This is a genomic window from Fulvivirga ulvae (assembly GCF_021389975.1).
GTDB lineage: Bacteria > Bacteroidota > Bacteroidia > Cytophagales > Cyclobacteriaceae > Fulvivirga > Fulvivirga ulvae.
Window position 1 is genome coordinate 1735130 of sequence record NZ_CP089981.1, and the last position, 25266, is coordinate 1760395.

At 42.5% G+C, this 25266-nt stretch carries 6 protein-coding genes; all 6 read right to left on the reverse strand.

What is annotated here, in order from left to right:
• Window positions 1-78: 78 nt before the first annotated feature.
• Window positions 79-5724 carry a non-ribosomal peptide synthetase gene (locus LVD17_RS07260; protein WP_233765765.1) on the reverse strand — a complete coding sequence of 1882 codons (5646 nt, stop codon included), beginning with the start codon at window positions 5722-5724 and terminating at the stop codon, window positions 79-81.
• Window positions 5721-17654 (reverse strand): non-ribosomal peptide synthetase, encoded by an 11934-nt coding sequence (locus tag LVD17_RS07265; protein ID WP_233765767.1) that lies wholly within the window; start codon window positions 17652-17654, stop codon window positions 5721-5723. The genes LVD17_RS07260 and LVD17_RS07265 overlap by 4 nt, the downstream gene beginning before the upstream one ends.
• Window positions 17655-17669: 15 nt before the next feature.
• Window positions 17670-18752, reverse strand: coding sequence for a fatty acid desaturase family protein (locus LVD17_RS07270; protein ID WP_233765769.1), 1083 nt, complete (start codon window positions 18750-18752; stop codon window positions 17670-17672).
• Window positions 18730-20082, reverse strand: coding sequence for a glycosyltransferase (locus tag LVD17_RS07275; RefSeq protein ID WP_233765771.1), 1353 nt, complete (start codon window positions 20080-20082; stop codon window positions 18730-18732). Before LVD17_RS07275 ends, LVD17_RS07270 begins: the two co-directional genes overlap by 23 nt.
• A gap of 85 nt (window positions 20083-20167) precedes the next feature.
• Window positions 20168-23290, reverse strand: coding sequence for a condensation domain-containing protein (locus LVD17_RS07280; protein WP_233765773.1), 3123 nt, complete (start codon window positions 23288-23290; stop codon window positions 20168-20170).
• Between the two features lie 77 nt (window positions 23291-23367).
• On the reverse strand, window positions 23368-25233 hold the full coding sequence (asnB, locus tag LVD17_RS07285; RefSeq protein ID WP_233765775.1) for an asparagine synthase (glutamine-hydrolyzing): 1866 nt from the start codon (window positions 25231-25233) through the stop codon (window positions 23368-23370).
• Window positions 25234-25266: the final 33 nt, after the last annotated feature.

Consider the following 25266-nt stretch of genomic DNA (forward strand, 5'->3'; position numbering starts at 1 on the left):
TTTAAGAGTTTAAAAAGAGTTTTAATATCGCTTTCCTGTCTATCAGATTTACAATAAGGTATGACAGTCTCAGGGCAATCAGGAAACAGGCTGCAATAATGCCCTTCTTATTACAGGGGCTAGTATTTCTAAATTATCAATAATAGTGTAATGATCTCCCTGGACATAATGATGCTCAAATGAACCAGTGGTAAAATTACCCCATTCCTCCATATGTATCTGGTGTGTATCACGTTTTGCCTCAATGGTAATAATACTGCCCTGTATTTTACCTTGAATTTGGTAGGTTGCCAGTATTTTTGCGTTATGAAGTACTAGTCGTTTCACCCTGTCAAAATCCTGATCCTTTAAATCTTTATGCCAATGAGCCAACTCCTGATTCAGCATTTTTGAAATATCTTCGTCGTCTAAAGTGCCTTCATCTTCATAAACATTGCGGTCGATTATGATCAGGGTAACAGGATATCCCTGGCCTTCAAGTATGCGTGCCATTTCAAAACCAACCGTACCTCCCATAGAATATCCTATAAGAACCACTGGCTGGCCAGCCTGATTTACCATGGTTATCTCCCTTGTAAAAGATATGGCCATAGCATCTATACTAAGGTCAAAAGGTTCGTCATGGTCAAATCCCCGATATTGAAAACCCAGTACATTGACCTGGTCATTTATGCTTGAGGCAAGCTCTCTAAACACCGTAGCTGATCCAAGAATGGGGGGTATAAAGAATACAGAGGGGTGGTCGGGAACTACATTACCTAATTTTATCATTAATGTTTCCGTCCTTTCATTTGTTTTCAGACACCTGGCCAGTTCTATAATGGTTGGGTTGTTATAGATATCCTTTAAGGCAATTTTCTTCTCAAACCGCTTATAAATCATTGACATGATTTGAGTCGCCTTAATAGAATTCCCTCCCAACTCAAAAAAATTTGTATCCGTACTGATCTCGGATAGCTTTAAGACATCCTTCCAAATTTCAAGCAGGGTTTCTTCATGCTTATTAACTGGCTTACTAACCGTGTTACTCCGTAACTTTTTAAGTTCTCTATTCTCCAGGAATTTCCTGTCTGTTTTTCCACTCACAGTCATTGGAAGCTCATTCAAAACGATCAGATGAGCCGGGATCATATAAGCAGGTAACTTTTTCCTTAGAAAGTCTTTGAGTTCAGCATTAAAAGCAGGGTCTTGAAGCAAAAGTTCAGGTACAGGTAAAGCTTCAGTATTAATTTTTCCGTTATGTGTTGTAACAAATTCACTAATTTCCACAAAATAATCAGGTACCATATAGTGCGACAGGAGTGCATTTAAAAACTCTCTTATTTCTTCTGTCCCAATTTTTTTGGATGCTGAATAATAGGATACCAGATGTTTCTCCCCACGGTAATCTTCTCTGGCCAAAGTGATACAATTAGTAATCCCGTCACAAGTCTGGAGAGCCATATCCACCTCAATGGGTTCAACACGATACCCTTTCAACTTCACCTGATTATCTTTCCTCCCCAAAAACACTAATTCTCCTTTTTTATTCCATCTGGCAAGATCACCGGTTTTATACAACCTTCCTTCTCCAAAAGGGTTAGGAATAAAATACTTCTTCGTTTCAATATCATTATTTAAATACCCTCTTGCCATCCCTGCTCCTGCAATGTGTATTTCTCCTATCTCCCCAGAGCCTACTTCTTTCAAGTTATCATCCAAAAGAAACACCTTGTAATCACTTACGGGTTTCCCGATTATGTTACAATCTTCACCCTGTTCTATGCGACCAAAAGTGGCGCATATAGTAAATTCCGTAGGGCCATAAGTATTGAATATCGATGTATAAGCCAGGAGTCGGTCTACATATGATTTTTGCAATGTATCTCCTCCGCTTATTATAACTCTTGGCATATAATCAAGGCGATCATATTGTGCATTGAGTTCATTGATCACTAATGGGGTTGTGCTCAATACAGAAACTTTATGGAGGTTTATTGCGTCTATCATGGCCTCTACATTTCTTCCTCCATCAGGAAGGATTACCAGTTTTGCTCCGGCATACAACGTCGGAAAGACCTCTTCAACAAATGTATCGAATGAAATGGACGACTGCTGGATCACCGTATCAGCACCAGAAATATTGAAATACCTGCTAAAGGTCTCGATATAATCAACCACAGATTGCTGCTCTATCATTACCCCTTTAGGCTTTCCTGTTGACCCTGACGTGTAACAAATATAGCATAGATCTCCTTGAGAGGCTTCTGATTTATATTCCTTTGCACCAGACATATTGGGATTATTCTGAGGTTCCTCACTAAAAGCTATGGGCGCCAGGGCTGAAAGTACATTGAAGTCAATATCCCGTTCAGCGATAATGAGTGTTGCAGCACTATCCCGGACGATCTGTTCCATACGTGCCAATGGATATTCTCTATCAACAGGGACATACACTGCACCAATCTTCAAAAGAGCCAGTATTGATATAATTGTTCTCTCTGATCTGCCGGCCAGCAAAACCACATGATCTCCCAACGAAACCCCGTATTGCTTTATTAGATAGGTGGCAAATTTTTCAACTTCTTCATACAACTGCTTATAAGTCATAGACACATCTTCATACACCAAGGCCGTGCGATCGTGGTGTTTTAAAAGTGACTCATGAAGCAATTCGTAAACATTTTGCACAGTTGAGGTACCAGATAGAGGTGAATGCGAATTTTCTAACTCCCGAACACGGGCCACAGGCTTCGATAACTCAGGTATTTCAACCTCTGCCAAGTTATTTTTCTCTTTTTTCAATGTATAGTAGGCGATCAAATGCCAGTTCATGAACTCATCCTGCCTGGTGACAACAGCCACCTCATGTATTGCAGGATGATCAGAAATAGCACTCTCAATTTCTCCAGGCTCAATACGAGAGCCATTTATTGAAATCTGATTGTCGACTCTCCCCAAAAAGTACACCAGTCCTTCGTCACTCCATTTACCCACATCTCCGGTTTTGTAAACTCTTGTTTTATCCAACTGATCAAACGAGCATTCTATGAATTGCCTCTTTGTTTTCTCTGGGTCATTAAAATATCCCTTTGCAAGACAAATCCCTCCAATACCTATCTCACCATTAAAGCCAATAGGGGATAACTGATGATATCTATCAAGTACATAAATCTGAACGTTATCTATAGGCTTCCCTATTGGAATTCTTGACTCTTCACTTCTGGTATCTTCCTGTGTAGTATCATAATACGTTACTTCAATAGATGCCTCGGTGGGGCCGTAAAGGTTAGATAATGGAATGCTATATCTACTATAGTACTTGTTAACAATGTTTTTAGTAAGTTCTTCTCCACTACACGCAATCATTCTAAGGTCACTATTTTTCAAAGGTTCTCCTTCAATAGCATCCAGGTAATTATTTAATTGGGTTGGAGAAAAGTGTACATAGGTTACCTCGAACCGTATGATATTCTCAGTAATTTGTAAAGAGGTCTCCTTTTCTGCGAGTACAAGTTTTGCGCCGAAACACAAAGGCATAAATATTTCACCAATGGATACATCAAAAACAAAAGGTGTTTTTTGATATATTACATCCTCCTGAGAACATTTATAATGATTCCAGAACCAGTTTATTCTATTAATGAGTCCCTCATTTTTTATCAATACTCCTTTGGGCTTCCCTGTGGATCCTGACGTATACAAAATAGCAAATATACTCTCCAATCCTACTTCGGCTTGTGGATTGCTATTGGTACACCCTTCAATTTTCATATCTAGTTGATCCGTTTCAAAAACGGGGCCCTGGTATTCGATAGAGGCTTTTTGAATGATATCAATACCATCAGTAATTAACAGTTTCGCGTTGGTATCTTTTAAAATAAAGGAAATGCGCTCAGCGGGAAAATCCATATCCAAAGGAACGTAAGCAGCACCAAGTTTAATAATGGCCAGCAGTGTCAGTAGACGATCTACCGTATTGTCCATCAAAACCCCTACATGATCTTGATCGGAAACTCCGAAAGATGTATGAAGATAATGAGCCAAACGATTCGCTCGATCATTCATTTCTCCAAAAGTTATCTCCCCTGCCTCTGTAAGGACAGATATTGATCCCGGCGATTCCTGAGCCCGTGCTTCAAATAAGTGTTTGATTCCACACGAAAAGTCAAAACCCTTATTTGTATTGTTAAATAGTCTCAGTATTTGATTGATCTCCTCATTTTCTAAAAAGAACAATGTACTGATCGGGTTATCCGGCTTATTAAGAACTTCCGTTAAGAAGTTTTTGAAATGACCTACCATTCTCAGGATCTTCTCCTTTTTAAAAAGGTTATTATTGAAATTAATCGCTCCTGTTATGCTACCTCGCGATATCCGGTTGAAATCATAAGATAAATCAAACTTACTTCCTGTATTCTCTCTGTAAATAATGGTATCGTTATCTGTCTCACTTTCTTCAATTATCCCACCTTCGGAGGCAGAGTCATGATAAGATATAAGTACATCAAAAAGAGGGTTCTGTTTATTGTTTGAGCCATCATCAATATCATTTACCAATAAATCAAATGGATACGATTGATGCTCAAAAGTTTCTAAAGAATTGGTGTTGACCAACTCCAGTATCTCTCGAAATGAAAGGTCGCCTTTAATCGGTGTACGAAAAACAACCGTATTGCTATAAAACCCTACCTGATTCTCCAGGCTATAATGATCACGGCCACTAACCGGATACCCAAGAATGATATCTTCCTGTCCGGTATACCGATGCAACAATGCTTTCAAAGCACTTAGGAGCACAATGAATAATGACGCTTTATACTGATGCCCAAGCTTAACAAGTTGATCTGTAATTTCACGTGAGATTTCATATTCAACTCTACTGCCCTGATAACCCCTCTCATCAGGCCTGTCAAAGTCCAAAGGTAGTATAAGCCTGGTGAGTTCCCCCGAGAGCCTATCCGTCCAAAATTTCTTTGAAGGATCCAGTGAGCCTGAATCAATTAAATCATTCTGCCATACTGCATAATCTTTATATTGAATTTTTAATGGGGACAGGTGGTTTCCCTTTCCTGTAACAATTCCCTCGTATAGTTCTTTAAACTCTCGAATAAGTACGCCTGAAGACCATTCATCAATTATTATATGATGAAACACAAAACATAATACCGAGGTGTCATCACCACGATCTATAACCGACACGCGCATTGAAGACTCTGACAAGTCAAATGGATAACGACATTCTCTGACAATAATGTCATTAAAAAGCTCTTCGGAAGCAGCACTGAAATAATTAACCTTCATGTCAACAGCCGAGATACCCTTTATTACCTGCCGCGGCTGCCCATCAATTACATGAATTACTGTCCTTAATATTTCATGTCTTTCAACAATCAGTTCCAATGCCCTTTCAAAAGCAGAGACGTCCATATTTTCAATCACAAAATCTAAGGGAACATTATACACCCCTTCCCCCTCTCCCAGTTGGTCCAGTATCCACAGCCTTACCTGCCCTCTGGATAATGGGTAATGATCCTGAATATTTGCCTGGGGGATAAGTTCAGTACCTCTGTTTTTTTTCACTGCATTGAAAAACTCCAGTATTTCAAGTTTCTTCGACCTGAGTTCTTCAATTATTTCAGGAGTAACAGCACCATCAGCACCCTTAACTGCTAAGTTTCCATCTTGCACAGAGACAATAATGCTTTTATGTCTCAAAGAGCTTATATATTCGTCTATTTTCATATGATTACTTTTGTGCTATACTCTCCGTCATCCTCAGAAGTCTCCAGTTGCCTGACTGTATCTATATAATCAGCCATGCTTTGTATCGTAGGTTTTATAAAAATCTGTCTGGGACTGATATCCAATCCTGTAGTCTTCAATATACGATTTGTCAGTACAATAACCGTGAGTGAGTTTCCTCCAATTTCGAATAAGCTTTTATCTGTACTGATCCTTTCCACATCTATATTTAACACCTCAGACCAAAGATCCATGAGAAGTACCTCGGTTGCTGTTTGTGGTCCACATCTTTCTCCTTCATGAGTAAAATCGGCTTTGGGTAAAGCTTTGCGATCCACTTTTCCATTAGGGTTCAATGGAATGTTATCAATCCACATATAACCATTAGGGATCATATAATCCGGCAAGAGTCTCGATAAATGTAGCTTGATAATCTCCGGCTTCAATGTCTCTTTGCCAGAAAGGTAGGCATATAAATACTCCTGACCCGGTTGCCCTCGCAGACATACAACAGCTTTATTTACCTCAGGGAGCTCTTCAAGACAATTCTCAATTTCTCCCGGTTCAATTCGATATCCCCGCAGTTTTACCTGATCATCAACACGCCCCAGAAACTCAATATTTCCTTCAGGGAGCCAACGTGCTAAGTCACCGGTGTCATATAATACTCCGCCTGCATATGGATTATCTACAAAACGCTCTTTTGTAAGATCCGCTTTGTTAAGGTACCCTTTTGCCACTCCCTTACCCGATAAATAAAGTGTTCCTGCGCTGCCACGAGGTACAACCTGTCCGGCATCATTCAGGATATAAGCCCTCATATTAGCTATGGGTTTTCCAATAGGTACTCTGTCAGCAGTGATCATCTCCGAAGTCACTTTACAGGAAATGGCTATTACAGTAGCTTCTGTAGGCCCATATTCGTTGTAAAAGTCATATTGCTCCATATACTGCTTCGCCAATGAAGCCTTGCATGCCTCTCCTGAAACTACAATACTCCTGAGCTTTTCCATAGGAGGGATAGTCATACTTTCTAAGAAAGATGGTGTCACATTCATGATGGTCACACACTTTGAAGACAAGTATGATACAAAATACTCCGGATTACTCAGCGTCTCCTTATCGATAAGTACGAGACCCGCTCCGGTTGTTAAAGATACCCAAATCTGCTGTACCGATACATCAAAATAGTATGGGGAAAATTGTAGAACACGGTCTTCACGGTTAACAGATAGAAACCGCTCTTCATGAGCAATAAAATTGCTCAGGGATTCATGTTCAATCATAACTCCTTTAGGGTCTCCCGTTGAACCTGACGTATAAATAATATAAGCGAGACTTTGAATATTTACCCCTGGCGATGTTCCGGCAGTATGGTTTTCAGAGGAAAGTATTTCTGGTGTCAAGAAGATGCGAGAAGCCCTAAGCGCATCGTCTATATCGGGTAAATTACTTATTACGTAACTACATCCGCACTCTTCCATCATGTATAAATTACGCCTGATGGGTTGGTCGGGGTTAAGGGGTACGTAAGCCGCTCCTGCCTTCATCACCGCCAAAATCGCTGTAATCATTTCTGTTGAACGCTCCATAAGCAAACCAACAATCGCTCCGGGTTTCACCCCTTTCTCCACCAGATTTCCAGCCCATTGATCTGATAGATTATCCAACACACCATAGCTGATTTCCTTATCCTTATATATAAGCGCAATTGCTTCAGGGCTTTTAAGTGCCTGAGTTCTGAACCTGTCCAGTACTGTATTGGGCAGTCCAAAGTCAACCGCAGAATCATTAAAGTCTTCAAGCAATTCTTTACATTCAATATCAGACAATAGGCTTATATCTGCTATTCTTTGGGTGGTATCCTCTGATACGCTGTTTAGGATGCGTTTTAGATATGCTGTGAAATTCTCCAGTGTTGACTTCTGAAATAAATCGTTTCGTGCCGTAAACGTAAAACCCAAACCTTTATGTGAGTCCAACACTTCCAGGCTCAGGTCAAATTTTGCCTTTGCTGAAACTTCCCCATGTTCACTGAGGTCAATGGCTCTCATATTAAAGTCGATCATTTCCTTTTCTTCCTGAATTGTAAAGAACACATCAAACAACGGATTTCGATCAATCGCTCGAGGAATCTCTAATGTATCAACCAAGTCCTGATACTGAAAAAGTTGATGCTCAAAAGCCTGAAGGGTATCCTTTTGAAGCTTTTTGATAAACTCACCAAAAGCTTTTTTATCCGAAATCTGCTGACGGATCGCAAGTGTATTGACAAACATACCAACCATATTTTCCAGATCAGCATGAGAACGACCAGCGGTTGGTGTACCCACAACAATATCCGTGGTGTTACAAAGCTTGTGCAGGAGTACATAGTATGCACCAAGAAGCAATGTATATAAGGTCACCCCAAGGTCGGATGCCAGACCTCTTATTTGTTCACTTTCCTCACCGGTTAGTAATAACGTTGCGCTACAGGAATTATCACTTCTTTCAAGTGGTCGCTTATAATCTGTGGGCAGATTCAGTTCCGGAATTGATTCGGCAAAAACATCTAACCAATATGACTTATGAATGGCTACCTGTTCCTGGTAAGCCGTGCTTTGTTGCCACATTGCATAATCCTTATATTGTAATGGAAGTGCCTCAAGGGTTTCTCCTCTATACAATGACCAGAACTCTCTAAGTAATATATCCATGGAAACTCCATCACTCACAATATGATGCATATCTACCATGAGTATACACTCTCCATACAGGTTTTTAAATAAATTAACCCTTATGGGCAGTTCCTTATCAAGATCAAAAGGCCGTAAGAAGGATTTGTAGGTTTGCAACTCTTCTTCGGGACCACCTTCGTCATACTCAATTTCAAATTCGTATTCTTCAAGTACCCGCTGCACCGCTTCGCCTCCCTGCAGTTCAAACACACTGTGCAATATCTCATGCCGTGCTATAAGTTGGCCAAAGGCTTCTTTGATGCGATGGATCTCATAATTATCGCCAAGCATGAACAGTTCTGGCATATTATAAGTTATGCTCCCCTTATCAAATTGATATAGGAGGTACATGCGTTTTTGAGCAGAAGACAAAGGGTAAGCGGATATCATTTCTGCCTTTGGTATATGCACAAAGGCAATATGCTCATTTGCCTCTGCAATTAAGTTGTTTAGGGCTCCTATAGTAGTATTATTGAACAACTCGCTCAACCGTATAGTTACGTCAAAGGCTTTACTGATCCTGTTCACCAATGTAATTGCACTTAGAGAGTTACCTCCAAGACGGAAAAAGTCGGCATTGGTACTTATACTATCCTGCGGAAGCTCGAGGATCTCGGACCATATACTTACCAGACGGCGCTCCACCTCATTGGAAGGTGCCTGATATTCCTCCACCTCCACCTGATAGTCAGGCAGAGAGCTGTAATCCAGTTTACCATTGTGGGTCAGTGGCAACGCCTCCAGCTCAACATAATACTCAGGAACCATATAATCCGGTAAATATGCTGACAAATGGGTCTTTAACTCTTCTTTGTTAACGAGGACATCGGATACGTAATAGCCCACAAGGTGAGCATCTTCTCCCCGATGACGAAGGGCCACAGCCGCCTGACGAACCCCCGCACAACGCTCCAGCACATTGCTGATCTCTCCCAACTCTATGCGATAACCACGAAGTTTTACCTGGGTATCGATGCGACCCAGGTACTCCAGGGTTCCGTCTGATCGCCAGCGGGCCAGATCACCGGTTCGATACAAACGCCCCAACTCGCCTTCTCCAATAATGAATTTTGACGAGGTCAACTCCGGACGGTTAACATAACCCGCCGCTACCTGAACTCCTCCTATGCATAGCTCTCCTACGCTGCCACGGGACAATAACCGGCTCTGGTCATCCATGATGTGGATCTGCGTGTTTAACACCGGACGACCAATAGAAACCACGCCCCCGGAGTAGCCATCCAGGCAAATGGAGGTCACATCTATGGCTGCCTCGGTTGGCCCATAATAGTTATGGAGTCGTGCATGCGTAAAAACAGACGAAAAGGATTCTACGGTCACTCCTTTCAGCGCTTCGCCACTACAGATCACCTCTCTCACTCCGGGAAGCATTGCTCCTTCTAACTGCATAGTATCCAGAAATACTGACAGCATCGAGGGCACAAAGTGTATGACTTCAACACCTGCTTCTGCTATCGTGGTGCTGAGGTAGCTCTGGTCTTTATGACCTTCAGGGCGTGCAATCACCAGTGTCCCCCCTGTTATCAGCGGTAAAATAAGTTCCCAGACAGAAACATCAAAAACGACCGGTGTCTTATGTAAAAAACGAGTGCCTGCGGTAAGGCCAAGCTCTTCCTGCATCCATAGCAGTCGGTTGATCAGTCCTCCGTGGGTGTTCTCTACACCTTTCGGTTGCCCTGTTGATCCTGAGGTGTAGATGATATAGGCCGTAGATGATCGGTCGGCGGGTGTCCATAGCACTGCCGATGTATCTTTTGCCAGGGTAGCTGTTCTGATAACAAAACATGATGAAGGCAGCCCCATAGCTTCTGACTGGAATGCGCCGCTAAGCAAACATACCGCTCCGCTGTCTTCGAGGATCTCTCTGATCCGTGAAGCGGGGTAATCAGGATCCACCGGAAGGTATACGCCCCCGGCTTTGAAAATACCCAATATACTGGCTATTAAGTCTGGGCTGCGCTCTTGTAAAACTCCTACTACATCGCCACCTACAACGCCGGAGGACTGCAATGACGATGCGATTTGGTCTGAGCGTGCATCCAAATCCCGGTAGCTTATCTCTTCGCCCTCATAAATCAACGCCACGCCATCGGGGGTTGATGATACATGACTGGCAAACAGGGGAAGGATGGAAAAGTCTTCGGGAATATCTCTATGAGCACCCTGAAGTCCCTGAAGAGAAACATTGTCTTCCGGCAATACGGTTGATAGGTTGATCTTCCGGTCAGGGGAGTAAGCCAACAGGCGAAGCGTATTCTCATAGATTTGGGTAAATCTCCTGAAATCTGTATCAGAGATAAAGGTGGTCACATAATCATACTGGATAAAACAGTTGCTTCGTACGCCGTTAACACTTACTTCAAACAAACCATGACCCCGGATGAAGTTATCAATGGCTACACGCTCCTCTTCGGTAACCGACCGCGAGTGGTCCATCGATAGTTCATAGATCACATGAAAGCTCGTAAAGTTGAACAGCAGGTCGGTGATCGGGTTTTCCGTGAAATTGGTTACCCCCATCGCACGCGCTATACGGAACAGGGAGGTGCGGTCATATGCTTTGATCTCTTGAAGCTTATCCTCTACTTTTGTCAACAGTAATTCGCCGGTCAGCTCTTCTGTCAGATCCAGACGCACCGGGATCGTATTTAGAAAGTTCCCGAATACATCCACACCTTCCTCCCCGATCAACCGGTTGAAGGTCACCAAACCGGCTACGATGTCTGAACTGTAGCTCATCATATTCAGGCTGCTCATATACGCCGCAAAGAACAGGTTCTTGACGGTCGTGCCTCGGCTGGACGCCAGGTCTTCCAAAGACCCGAAAAGATCCTGGTCAAAAGGAACCTTTATCGAACGGAACGAACTATCCTCCACTGGGGTATTCAAACTGAACTTGGTAAAGCCCGATAGCTCCGTTTTCCAAAAATCAAGGCTCTCTTCCATCCGGTCATAAACCATCTCTTCTATGATGAACTCCCGGTAGCCGGTACTTAATGGAGATGGACGATATGCATTATCTTCCTGAAGGGCTCGATAGGTCCTGTTCAGCTCCGTCATAAAGGTGGCTATACTCCAGCCATCGGAAATGGCATGGTGGATCTCAAAGATCAGTACATGAAAGTCTTCCTGAAGACGAAAAGCACTCAACCGCCATAAGGGGGCCTTATCAAGGGCGAAGGGGTGCTCTTGGGAGTGCTCCATATAGGATCGGATATGCCCTTCCTGCTCCTGCTTTGGTTTTCCTCTCAAATCCGCATAGGGAACCTCTATTGAAAAGGGTTTATAGATCACATGGGCATTCTCCCCGACATCAAGAGCGGTACGCAGGGCAGTCTGTTTTTCTGTTAATAGGGTTAAGGCTTGTTCCAGAACATGGATATCAAAGTCCTCATAGGTAACCTCCCATACCAGTTGTTCAAAATAGATCAGGGCTTCTTCGTTCCGAAGCTGGATAAAGCTCATCCCTCGCTCTATATTGGACATCGGATAAACTGACTCTATGGACGGGTCAGCATGCTTCGAGCGATAGGATGCTGAAAACTCTGCCAGCTCGGTCTGTACCTCCTGGTAATAACGCTCATGACCTCGGCTATCTTCTGAACGGGCATAGGCAAGCAGCTCTTCCAGCGTCTGATATTTATATAGATCTGATACTTTTAGCCTGGTATGAAGCGTGTCATTCATTCGGCTGATCAGACGAATCGCTGTGATCGAATCCCCGCCAATACTGAAGTAGTTGTCTTCAAGACCAACTGTTTCAAGACCTAGTGTAGCACTCCAAATAGATGTGGCTTTCTTTTCTAAATAGCTCTGGGCTAATCGTGTACCTCTATGTACCTGATGAACAGGATCTGGCAGGTACTGCTCATCCAGCTTACCATTAGCTGTTACTTTTAAGTGATCTATGCGAACAAAGTATGACGGTATCATATACAGGGGTAGCTTATTAGCCAGAAGCCTGCGAAATTGTACTACATCTATCTCTTCCGGCCCTATATAGTAGGCTACCAGGTATTGATCCTGTGACCGCTCCCGGAACACTACCTTTACTTCTTCAATAAACTTGTAAGTGGACAGGATGTTCTCTATGGCCTGTAGCTCTACCCGGAAACCTTTTAGCTGTACCTGGTGGTCCATACGACGATAGTAGATCAACTCGCCATGAGCGTCAACACGGACAAGGTCGCCGCTCCTGTATAGTTTCCAGGGGGAGACCTCAGGACGACTGATAAATTTCTCGCCGGTCAGATCAGCATTTCCAATATATCCCTGGGATACGCCATAACCGCCTACATACAGTTCGCCTGGCAAGCCATGGGGAACTATGTTTCCGTCGCTATTGACCACGCACGCAAAGTATCCTGCTAATGGAATTCCTACATTGCTCTCATTCCTGGATATAATCGGGCGGGTGATCTCTTTGTAGGTTACATGTACCGTCGTCTCGGTTATTCCATACATGTTCACCAGTTTCACGCCTGGGTAGGTGTCGTTCCAGTCTGAAAGCATTCCCGGCTGAAGCTTTTCGCCACCAAAAATAATGTAACGGAGCTTTATTGCTGAAGGTGCCTGTAAAGCTACACGCATAAGGTTATAAAAGGCGGTCGGCGTCTGGTTCAAAACCGTTACCTGATCGCTAACTATTCGACTCAAAAACAGGGCCGGGTCAAGAAGTTCTTCTCGTGAAACCACCAGTAAACGGCCTCCCGTAGTTAGGGGACTGAAGATCTCCCAAACACTAAAATCAAAACAATAACGATGGAACATTGTCCAGGTATCTGATGAGCTAAAGGCAAATGGGGTATCCCGGTTTAGTACCAGGTTCTTCAGGTTCTCATGGCTGATCATCACTCCTTTGGACTTCCCTGTCGTACCGGAAGTATAGATGATATAGGCCAGGGTTTCGGAGGGTATCGATACACCCGGGTTCTCTGAACTATAGCTTGCAAGATCAATGGTGTCCGAACTTATTACTTCAATGTTTAACCCAGTCAATGCCTTCTCCGAATGGGTCAGTAACACCAGGGCCTGACTGTCTGAAAGTATCTCCATGATCCGTTCTGATGAGGCTTCGTCATCGATCGGCACATAGGTCGAACCGGTTTTCAATACCGCAAGAATCGCCACGATCATCTCCACCGATCGGTTATAATATAGCCCGATGCACTGTCCCGGACCGGCACCTGACATCTGAAGGTGCCGTGCCAAACGGTTGCTTCGCGCATTAAGTGCGCTGTAGCTCAATCTATCTTCTCCGTAGCTAACGGCTAACTTATCCGCATGCGCTAACACCTGCATCTCAAAGGCATCTATTACTGTCTGATCAGGAGCAAAACATGGCTCTGTCAGGGGGTAATTTAAATATACCTCAGGACCTTCTGCCTGAAGGCTAACCGAACGGAGGGACTGCCCCGGATCGGAAAGGACGCTATTCAATATGTATTGGTAGGCTTCCATAAAAACCTGTATGGTCGCTGGTTTAAATAGTGCCGTGCTGTATTCCATCTCCAGCAACAGACCTTCTGGCGTTTCTTTTACAATCAGGGTCAGGTCAAATTTTGACAGCTTGTGGTCCAGTTGAACCGGAACTGCTTTGTATTCCTCTCTGGCTTCAGGATCAGATTCCAGGTGCTCATAAACCAGACAGATATCAAACAGCGGGTTCCGGCTGGTATCACGGGCTACGTCAAGGCTTTCCAGTAAATCTTCGTAGGGAAAGTCCTGGTGGTCCATGCATTGCAATACACGCTCTTTTACCTGAGCATGGAACGCTTCAAAACTCAGGTTGCGGTCTAATAGCATCCGGATCGGAAGGGTACTCGCCAGCATCCCGAAAAGGTCTGACAGGTCGGGGTGGTTACGGCCATTGGTGACGGTACCTATCACCAGGTCATCGCTGCCGGACAGTTTCCCGACTAAAAGGTAATAGGCGGCATAGATGACGGTGTAAACCGAACTGCTGTGTTCCTCTGCATAATTTCTTAACCCCTGGGTAGTTGTATCCGCTAATTCCAGGGAAAGCGTATCTCCTGCAAAACTCCTGAAATGGGGACGAGGAAAGTCTCCGGGAAGTTCCAGGGGGGAAGGAAGGGACACATACTCTCTCTCCCAGAATTGTCTTTGTTTAACAAGCTCTGCCTGCCTCTCTGAACTGTGGTACCAAATCACATAATCACGGTACTGCAATGGAACCGGATCAAGGGTAACACCCTGGTAAAGTGACAAAAGCTCTTTGACCAGAAGACGCTGGGTGACGCCATCACTGATGATATGGTGGATATCAAACAGCAAAAGGCTACTTGTATCGCCGGGTACTACGCCTATCCGAAACAATGGAAGGCTATTCAAAGAAAATGATTCCCTGAACTCTTGTAGAAGGTGTGCTTCATCTGTTCCTTCATCTGGTTGATAAAACCTTACGGATACAGCCCCTTCTTCATGCACTTTCTGAACTGGATCCCCCTGCTCCAGGTCAAATGTAGTACGCAGGATCTCATGACGCTCAACCAAATCCTCGCAGGCTTTCCGCAAACGATCTTCTTCCAGAATCACGGGCAACCTAACGGCAAAGGGCATGTTATAAGCCGTATTATCTTCTTCCAGGTGTTGTACAAAATACAACCGACGCTGGGCTGGAGATAATGGGTAGGACAAGCAGGGCGCTGTTCGTTGGATCTGGCTATGTGTGGTCCGGTCAGATTCCTTTAACAGGGTTGCCTGGGAGGATATGGTGTCTCTTTCAAATAAGGCGGATATACTCACATTGACATGGTAGTCTTTTAAGATGCTGTGCTTCAGCATAACAACGGTCAGCGAGTTGCCCCCTACACTGAAAAAGCTGGTATGGGTACCCAGGCTATCCGCAGGTTGGGATAGTACCTGACTCCATAAATTTTGAAGGTATAACTCCTCTTCGTTCTCTGGGTTACTCGCTCTGGATGTGCGGTTGGGAGCAGAACATAACGCCAGAAGTGCCCGCTTATCAGTCTTACCATTAGGGGTTAGAGGGAGTACCGGGACATGGATAAATACCGAGGGTATCATATAATCCGGCACCTGGCTGGATAGATACGCTCGAAGGGTCGACTCTTTATAGGGAGTAGCACTCACATAAAAGGCTGCCAGCATCTTATGCTCTTGCTGCTCCTGTACCAATACCACCGCCTGTCTGATATCCTCGTAGTTCTGAAGGTGGTTCTCCAAAGATCCCAACTCTATACGGTAGCCTCGAAGCTGTACCTGGTTGTCTTTCCGGCTCAGGTATTCCAACTCCCCGTTTTCCATGACGCGCACAAGGTCTCCCGACTTGTAAATGCGCTCCCCCTCTATATATGGGTGTTCTATAAAACGACTGCACGTTAACTCAGCCTTGCCATAGTAACCATCGGCTAAGCCGATCCCTCCTACATGAAGTTCCCCGATCATTCCGTTCGGAACAAGACAATTGTGTTCATCAAGTATATAGATCGAAAGGGTTGGTAATGGTCGTCCGATGTTACTAGATCCCCTTTCTATATCTTCTCTTGTTATATGTTTAAACGTATTGTGGACCGTCGTCTCGGTGATCCCGTACATATTGATAACCTTTGTCTCAGGGTAGCTTTCATACCAGGATCGCATCAGGGAGGGGTTAAAGGCTTCGCCCCCTAAAGTGATATAGCGTAATTTAAAATCAGCTTCGGGATGGTGATCTTTATGACGAATCAGGTTATAGAAGGCACTAGGGGTCTGACATAGGCATGTTACGCCTGATTCTTTCAATAGCTCTATGAATGCAAGCGTATCCATCGAGGTCTCCCGAGAAAGAACGATCAGCTCGCCTCCATAAAGCAACGCTCCGAAGATCTCCCATACGCTCATGTCAAAACAGGGGCTGTGGAACATTACCCATATATCACTGCTCCTGAACTCAAAATCAAGTGAGTCATTGTAGAGCAGGCGAACCACATTCCGGTGAGGGATCATGACACCCTTGGGGTTACCGGTTGTACCCGAGGTATAGATGATATAGCACAGGTCTTCAGGTTTCGGACATACCCCGACTGGTAAATCACTATAGTCTGTCGATCTGCTTATCGGGATGATCTGATGTTTATAAGCCAAGCCATCGACTGGCTCCGTGGACAGTACCAGATCAACGCCGCTGTCTTCAAGTATGTATTGAATACGTTTAGCCGGATAGTTTACATCTACGGGAACGTAAACACCTCCCATCTTCAAAATACCCAGTATTCCAATGATCGTCTCATGACTACGACCTGTCAACAATCCGATCAGGTCGCCAGGACGCCCGCCATGAGCCATCAGCATATGGGCTACACGGTTTGATGCCTGGTCAAGCGATGAATAGCTCATATGAACTTCCCCGTAAACTATCGCCGTTTGTTCTGGATACAACGATACCTGACTGGCAAAAAGGCTAACGATTGTCGACGATTCAGGATAGCTTACCGAACGGTGATCAAACTGACTCAACAGATGTTCACGCTCAAGCTCACTGGTCAGCTCCACTTTACTGTAATGCTGGTCAGGAAATGCTAAAAGGTTCAACAGCAACCGCTCGTAAAAACCATACAGCTTCAAAATGCTATCTTCTCTGTATTTTAGCTTGTTATAACTAATCTGTACCTGCGATCCTTCAAAATGGTAATGAAGATCACATAATAAGCCTGACAGGTCACTTGGCTGATGAATACCTGCACTGGTTAACCCCAACAGGCTGCCTGATGAAATGCCTGTTATACGATCTCGAAGCAATAGGGTAACATTACAATGGGGGTGACTGAGACTCTCCAGTACTCTCGTCTTTACCTGGAACAAAATGTCCCGGAAAGTGGTGCTGGTGCTAACTTCACTGATCACGGGAATAACGTAACCTGCCGCTACTGATGTGTCTATATCGTTATATGCACCCGTAAATACCAGCGCCTGACTACTGCCGCATAACCGGCTCGCTAAAACCTGTAATCCGCATAGCAATACCATATGCTGTGAACGCAATGAGTCTGATACATTATTCAGACACGATAGTAAAGCTTCTGAAACTTCAATCTCTATACTTCCTGATTCGTAACCTTCATGATGACGCTCCTCATAATCACCAAAATAATCCGTGCATTCCCAACGATCCAGCTGACCTGTAAAATAACCACGGTCAACCATATTTATCTTATTATCTTTTGACATAAATACCCCCTTTTCTTATCTCAGTCCGCCTTTATTTACAAGACCCCGGTATTCACCCAACATATGTAACCCAAACGACATACCTGGCTCACCTCCTTCCCACTTGCGGTATTTTTTAGTATAACTCAGAAGCGTTTCCGTACCAGGTTTGCCTTTACTGAAAATCCCTCCCCATATATTATCCCACTCTCGATAATTAGTATCTTTTCGTAGAACCTCATGTGCTTCTCTGAGTTTGTAACAAGGAATAGAAGGACATAGGTGATGCACCAAGTGATAACGGTCTCCATGTCTTCCGAAAATAAAGTTTTCAATCATGTTCCCATGCCTGTTTCTGGTAAGTAGTAACTCTGACTTTTCAGATTCTGGTAAAGGATAATGCTCAGCCATTTCTGCTAACCATCCAATTGTAACATAAGATGTGAAGAGTGGTATGATCCAGAATAGAAAGAATTCCAATAAAACTCCTGAAAGTATTACTGTAGCAAAAACAACTGCCCAGGTAATAAAAAACTGTAGCCTTTCTCTTCTGAATTTACGAGTTCTTTCCTCTGACAACTGAGACGTGTCAAAAAAGATCCTGTCTCGGTAGATATACCGGATGTATTCGATGGTTCTATAACCGATAATTGAAAGCACGATATTTTTGATAAAAAACATTCTATACCCTTCTTTAGTATCGTACAGACCACAAGCTATCTGAAAGTTATAATCCGGGTCCTTCTCTTCATCTCCACAATAAGGATGGTGTCCCCTAAGGTGGGTCTGCTTATAGGGGATCAAAAGATGACAGATCAAAAATGAAGTAAAGTAGGTTCCTAAAATCTGGTTTAGCCTTTTATTAGAAGACAATAACCCATGGCTGGCCTCGTGTAACAGGTTAGCAAAAACTCGCTGAACTGACCCGATGATGATCAAACTAATTGGGTAAAACCAATACGAAAATTGCACACAAATCATCACTGAAAATGCAATTAGTAGGTAGTTAAAAAGCACGATTAACAACCCCGAGTATTTATTTGCTCCTCGTAGTGTGTGAACCTCTCTTAGAATGCTTTTCGAAATACTGATCGGTTCAATTTGTTGTAACGTTTCCATAGGTAGTGTTATCGATTTTTTTTTGCATTAACTGATTGAAAAAGTCTATTCCCAGCACGAAATCCATTTGATCTCTAAATATCTTCTGAAATTTCTGAACCCCACGCTGAATGTTATCATCCTGAAAAACCTGATTCATGAGCCTCAACATTTCCGTTTTATTGATATCTAACAGGTTACCCCGGACTCCCAGATTATTATATATTACCCTTGTTGAATTTCCTGGTTGATCACCAAAAGATGGAAAAACCACCGAGGGAACTCCATGATAGATGGCTTCTCTAAGTGTTCCTAAACCGCCATGACATACCATCAGGGATATTTTGTTAAAAATTTCTATATGGGGCACCCAATCATAAATATGAACATTGTCAGGAACCCTCAATCCATCCATATCCTCCTTTTTCCCAACCTGAAGAATCAACTCACAACCATCCATTTCTTCCATAGCTCCGAGAATAGATTTATAAAAGTTTACCCTAACCTCAGGATTCAAGAACTGAGGCATGGTACCTAGTGTGGCGTAAATTATTTTGCTCTGATCATCAAAAACTGACCAATCGAACTGCTCGCTGTGTTTTTCATTCTGTAGTACAAAGCTCCCTCCATAAAAAATCCTTTTCCTGTTTTTGCGGTATGGCAAATCAAATTCTGCCGGACAACAATAAAGAATGGGTGTATCGATCCTAAAATCATTGGTAGGATAATCACCCCACACTATGCGATATCCATATTTTTTAAAAACACGCTTAAAGTTGTTTTTCGGGATACGTCTCAGCCCGAAATGTCTATAGAGCATTGCATTATATTTTAAGCGATCTCTCAACCACCACCGGTAGATACTTACCCAACCGGCAATAATTTTCATACGATCAATCAGGTTTAACTTCTTTGAAGGCGCATAGGTGGAGTGTACCGAGGGCAATCGCGTGTTGAATTCGGTAGAGAGTGTAACACTGATTCCCAATAAGGGAACTCCCAATTTCACAAAAGGCAATGTCCAGGATGTATTTAGCACCTCATACAAAACCAATTTAGGAGGACATTCCTGATAATAATTGTAGCATTCTGCCATTAATGCCTGTTCTGCCTCCACCTGATATAAGTGTAAATTTTTAGGTTGATTTAAATCAAGCGTGGGTTCAGGAAAAGAAAACGCCTTATACCTCAGGTCATTCTTCTCAAAATACCTACAAGTATCTTCATCAAAGATCCCGGCATATTCCACTTCAAAACGGTGGTCTTTTAAAAAATTTGCCAGGTATTGAGTAGACCTGATGGTACTTGCCTCAGGTTTAATAACAATACATATTAATTCTTTCTCATCCATGTTATGGTGTTTGCACTATCCGGGATTCCAGGTGTTGTATGAGGTCCTGATGTTCTGATACATCAGGGGCCGAAAGAAAAATCTGCTATAAATTAAAGGTTATCTCATCTCCTAATGCCTTTGCTTCCTTGGTCATTGGGGATGAATGATCTAAAAGTATATCCAAAGATGGTGTTATCTCTTTCTCCAGAACTTCTAACATTTGCCCTACTAACGACTGTAAAGACTGTATTTCTTCTTCTTTGAAGTATGAAGTAGAATATTCAAAACGAAACAAGTAATTCTCTGGCTGCTCATATACAAACAGGCTGAGCGGATGTTTGGAAACTTCCGTATTGAGCTGAAAAGGAGTAAAACTATTATCTGCAACTTTTAACCCTGAAAAATCCAGATTCTGAAATACCAACATAGTTTCAAACAATTGTTGCCCCTTATCAAGCATCTGAGATCGAATAAGGTCATCCTTAATGTCTGAAAGGTCAAAGAGTTGTTTTTCATTTACCTCTGTCAATAATTTATGCACTTCAAGAACCATTTGAGAGAAGGTCATGCCCTCTTTAATTTCGAAACGCACGGGTAATGTTTTGGCAAACATGCCAATGATACCCAGAACTTCTTGTTGGACACGTCCCAGCGTATTGATACCAATGGTAATGTCTTTTTGACTTGTAACGCTGGAAAGCATTAAATAATAAAGGCTATAAATAATTGAAAAAGCTGTTACATTGTCGTTCTCATACGCCTTTGAAAGCCGTGCTATAGTATCTTTTGAAACAAAAAATTCAAGGTGATTCCCTACACTCTCCCCTTCGCTTTCATAAAATGGCTGAAAGCCCGATTTGGGTATCTTCTTATTCAATATTTGCTTCCAGAAAAGACCGCTTTTTGCATATTCTTCACTCTCTCTGAATTTATTTTCCCAGACCGCATAATCCTTAAATTGAATATTAAGCGGTTGCAGAGCATGGTTATTGTAAAGAGTCAGAAAATCACGTATCAAATTGATCTGCGACATCCCGTCGCAAACGATATGATGAGTATCAGCAATAATGACGCGAGAAGTATCTGACTGAATAAGCCCAACTCGTAATAATTTTCCGTTTTCCAACTGAAAAGGTTTAACAAAGTTTTTAGCCGCTTGCTGAACCTCTGGCTCACCTCCTTTAACTTCAATAGTCTCAATTTCGATCTCCCAGGGTGCGTGAATTAGCTGCCAAAACTTTTGATCCTCAAATACAAAACTTGTTCTGAAGGCTTCATGTCGCTCTATGATCTGATTAAATACCTCTTCCACTTTATCTATTTGTACACCCTCACTAATTGTCCAGGCAATGGGAAGATTATATGAAATACCCGTATTCGACTCGGCCTCAAAAAACATACGCTCCTGATTCTTACTCAATGGAAACCGAGCTCCAGACTGTACCTTAGAAATAACAAATACACTATCCTGATTGAGCTCCTGTACCTTACCTGCCTGCTGTCTTATAGTAAGATTTTTTAAAGCATTTCCTAAAGTAAGCCTTACCCCAAACTCTCTATAGATTCTTCCAATCAGCTTCATCAGGCTGATGGAGTTTCCCCCTATTCTTAAAAAATTATCAGTTACTGAGATATTATCTTCATCAAGTACAGTTTTCCAAATAGCTAAGAGCTTAGCTTCGGTTTCATTAGAAGGTTCTGCTGATTCGGTCTTCAGTGGTTGTATTTTTTCCAGGGCTTTTATATCAACCTTACCATTGGAAAGCAATGGTATTGATTTCAAAGGGATCAATAATCCCGGATGCATATACTCCGGCAACTGTGCTTTCAATACCTGCCATAGATCCTCTATCTCCTTCCCCTGATCTTCTGACTCAATAAGCTCTACATACATTCTAATCTCAGCTTCGGGCAGATCTTGCTTCACTACTATAGCTATTGCACTTCTCACACGTGCAGATCCTAATGCTACATTTTCTAATTCCTCAAGCTCTATACGTATGCCCCTCATTTTGACCTGGCGATCATCCCTCCCCAATAGATCCAAATTTCCATCTGCACTTATTTCACCTCGATCTCCGGTTTTATAAGCTGGCAATGGCTTGCCCTCTTCACTTTCAAGTGTAATGAAGTTCCTTGCATTTAGTTCTTCATTTTGATAATATCCTTTGGTGAAATATTCAGAAACGATATAAACATCACCAGGAGTGAGAGCAGGGCATGGTTTCATTGATTCGTCAAGTACCAAAACCTGTGAGCCGCTGATGGCCTTACCAACGGGGATTCTCACTTTTCCGGTATCTTCAGGTTTGATCCGGTAAAAGGTACGAATCATCGTAGTCTCAGTGGCTCCGTAAAAATTAACCAATTCTGTACCTTCACCCTTTTTCTCATACCAGCTTTTCAGTTCTGATGGCATAACCCTTTCCCCTGAAAGAAAGATGTACCTGAGTGAACTTAACTGATCTTCTCTTAACTCATTGCTGTTAAATATTCTAAACACACTGGGTACACAATGTATTGCTGTTACTTTCTTTGAGTCCAACCAGGCCAAAAGGTTTAAGGGATCAGGCACTTGACTTTCAGGGATACAAACGGTTCCTCCTGCAAATAATGGCACAAATATATCACGAAGAAATGCATCAAAGTACGGACTGATCAATTGACTGAAACGGTCATTTTCATCAATTGCAAATTCACCGATCTCCCAAAGAATAAACTGTAAAAGGCTATCATTCCGTCCAACAATGCTTTTGGGCTTACCTGTTGACCCTGAAGTAAAATACATATACAAGCTGTCATTTTCTTCATAAGTCGGAAATACATCAACCTCCGCCTGATCTGCCGCTATGACATCTTGAATATCAGCCCGACTTTCAGAAAGTGCTGTGGTATTAAATCCTCCATGTGAAGTAAACAGGAGGTAAGCCAGATCATTATCCCCAATTATACTATTAAATCTGCTGGCAGGCATTTTGGTATCAATAGGTACAAATACATGACGAGCCAGTGCCACTCCTATCATCGTACAGATCATGGAGACCCTGTCTTCTGTTGCTATTCCTATAAAGCTATTTTGCGGCAGGTCGGCTTGTAAAAGAAATCTGGCAATCTTAATAGCCTTTTTATGTACCATTTCATATGTAAATACCCTGTCTCCTTGTTCCAGAGCGATAGCTTTTTTGTTCAGTTCCAAACGCTTGATCAGTTCTTGCTGAAAAGTCATACAGTTAAATTTTAAAATTAGGTTTTGTTACTTTAATGGGTACCGTTCGTGAGTCGTTTTGCAAGTCTATTGTACGGTCAGTGCTTCTTAAAAAATAGATCGAGCATAATACCAAATGTAATCACCACAATAAGGAGGTCATTTTCATACGGAGCATTTATGGTATAGCCTTTCTGACCATATTTCTTTTTTAGATGTTCTATCATATCAGGGTTGAAATACCCTTGTTTCTTAATCAGATCATAAGATAACAGGTCATTGATATACTCGATGTTCTGTTGTAGCAAAAAGGGACTCCCTGGGGCTATAAAGTGAAATTTTTCCCGGTCCAGAATCTCACGGGAAACATATTTACTTCCCATTTGTCGAAGTATATACTTTTCGGTAAAGTCACTCAGTTTTAAATCGGGGGGGATCTTCGTTGATAACTCTATGAGATCTTTATCCAAAAACGGATACCGAACTTCCACTGAGTTGGCCATGCCCATTCTATCTCCGTGATCCGATACCAGATGATCGACTAACCGAAGTTTATAGTCAATGTATGCTCTTTTATGAAGAATATGCCTGTTATGTACTCGTTCCTTGTTCAACGGAAAGCCGTTCTTTAGACAATTTATTTTGTCAAAATTTTCGTTAACACCATCCGAATACAATGATCTTTTAATATCGTCAAACTCCAGGTAATTCCTCTCATACAGGAAATCTCTATCTCCCCAGAGAGATTCTCTAAGGGCTTTTTCAGATTCACAGGCTTCCGTTGAAACCAGCTTCTCTTCTCTCATTTTATCAAACCTGTACCCAACATACCCTGCAAAAAACTCATCTGCCCCTTCACCGGATAGAATTACCTTTATATTTTTATTTCTCACACTTTCCGACAGAGATAGTGATGCCGTATTATATGTTTCTTTTATAGGGCACTCACTATGATAGATCGACTTAATTAGCCGATCACTAATATCTTCATATTGAAACACCTTTTGATTCAGGTTCATATTGTTTTCGCTGGCTACCAATTTCTGGTAGTAAGACTCTGAATACAGCGGGTCTGTAAAATCAATAGAAAATGCCTCCTTTATTGAATCAGGATAGTTGCGATTGACCATGGAAGCAATCATGGAGGAATCTAAACCTCCACTAAGGTAAACGGCCGAAGGCACATCGGCTCTAAGTCTATACTTCAATGATGTGTTGAAAACCTCCTCTATAGCTTCTATATATTCACTTTCCGGCTTCCCATCGGTCATCTGATCGAGTGTTGGGTAATCCAAATCCCAATATTCATGTACACTAAGTTGACCTTGATTATCATAAATCAGGTAGTGTCCGTTCTCCAGGCTTTGGATGTTATCAAACATAGTTCGGGGGCTAATAAGCCCGGGAAAGGTCATAACCTGGTCCAGACCGGTTAAATCCACCGAGGAAGACACCTGCGGATGTTCAAGGATGGCTTTTATTTCGGAAGCAAAAATAAAATGTCCGTTTACCAATGTATAGAAAAATGGTATGATGCCTAAATGGTCTCTTGCACATATTAAGCGCCGTCTTTTTTTATCGTACAATGCAAAGGCAAACTGCCCGTTAAGCTTATTAATGAACTCCACTCCATGCTCTTCATATAAATGAACCAACACTTCCACATCCGTATCCGTTTTAAAGGCATGCCCTTTCTTCCAAAGTTCCTCCCGGAGTTCCACATAATTGAATATTTCTCCGTTGCAGATCAAAGTGACTGAATCATCTTCATTACTAATAGGTTGCATACCGTTATTAAGCCCAATGATGCTTAGTCGAGTAAATCCAAAAGCCAGGTTTTCATATAACATCACGTCTTGAGCATCTGGTCCCCTATGAATCAGCTTCTGATTCATTCTTTGAATAATTTCCCTATCAGTAAGGGTTGTAGCAGTATTTTTTACAAATCCGCAAATTCCACACATATGGTGATTGGTTTATTTTTTTGTTTGATAAAT

What these genes read in the sequence shown, in the direction of transcription:
- LVD17_RS07260 (WP_233765765.1), bottom strand. Translation starts at nt 5,724, where the DNA reads ATGAAAATAGACGAATATATAAGCTCTTTGAGACATAAAAGCATTATT.
- LVD17_RS07265 (WP_233765767.1), bottom strand. Translation starts at nt 17,654, where the DNA reads ATGTCAAAAGATAATAAGATAAATATGGTTGACCGTGGTTATTTTACA.
- LVD17_RS07275 (WP_233765771.1), bottom strand. Translation starts at nt 20,082, where the DNA reads ATGGATGAGAAAGAATTAATATGTATTGTTATTAAACCTGAGGCAAGT.
- LVD17_RS07280 (WP_233765773.1), bottom strand. Translation starts at nt 23,290, where the DNA reads ATGACTTTTCAGCAAGAACTGATCAAGCGTTTGGAACTGAACAAAAAA.
- asnB (WP_233765775.1), bottom strand. Translation starts at nt 25,233, where the DNA reads ATGTGTGGAATTTGCGGATTTGTAAAAAATACTGCTACAACCCTTACT.
- LVD17_RS07270 (WP_233765769.1), bottom strand. Translation starts at nt 18,752, where the DNA reads ATGGAAACGTTACAACAAATTGAACCGATCAGTATTTCGAAAAGCATT.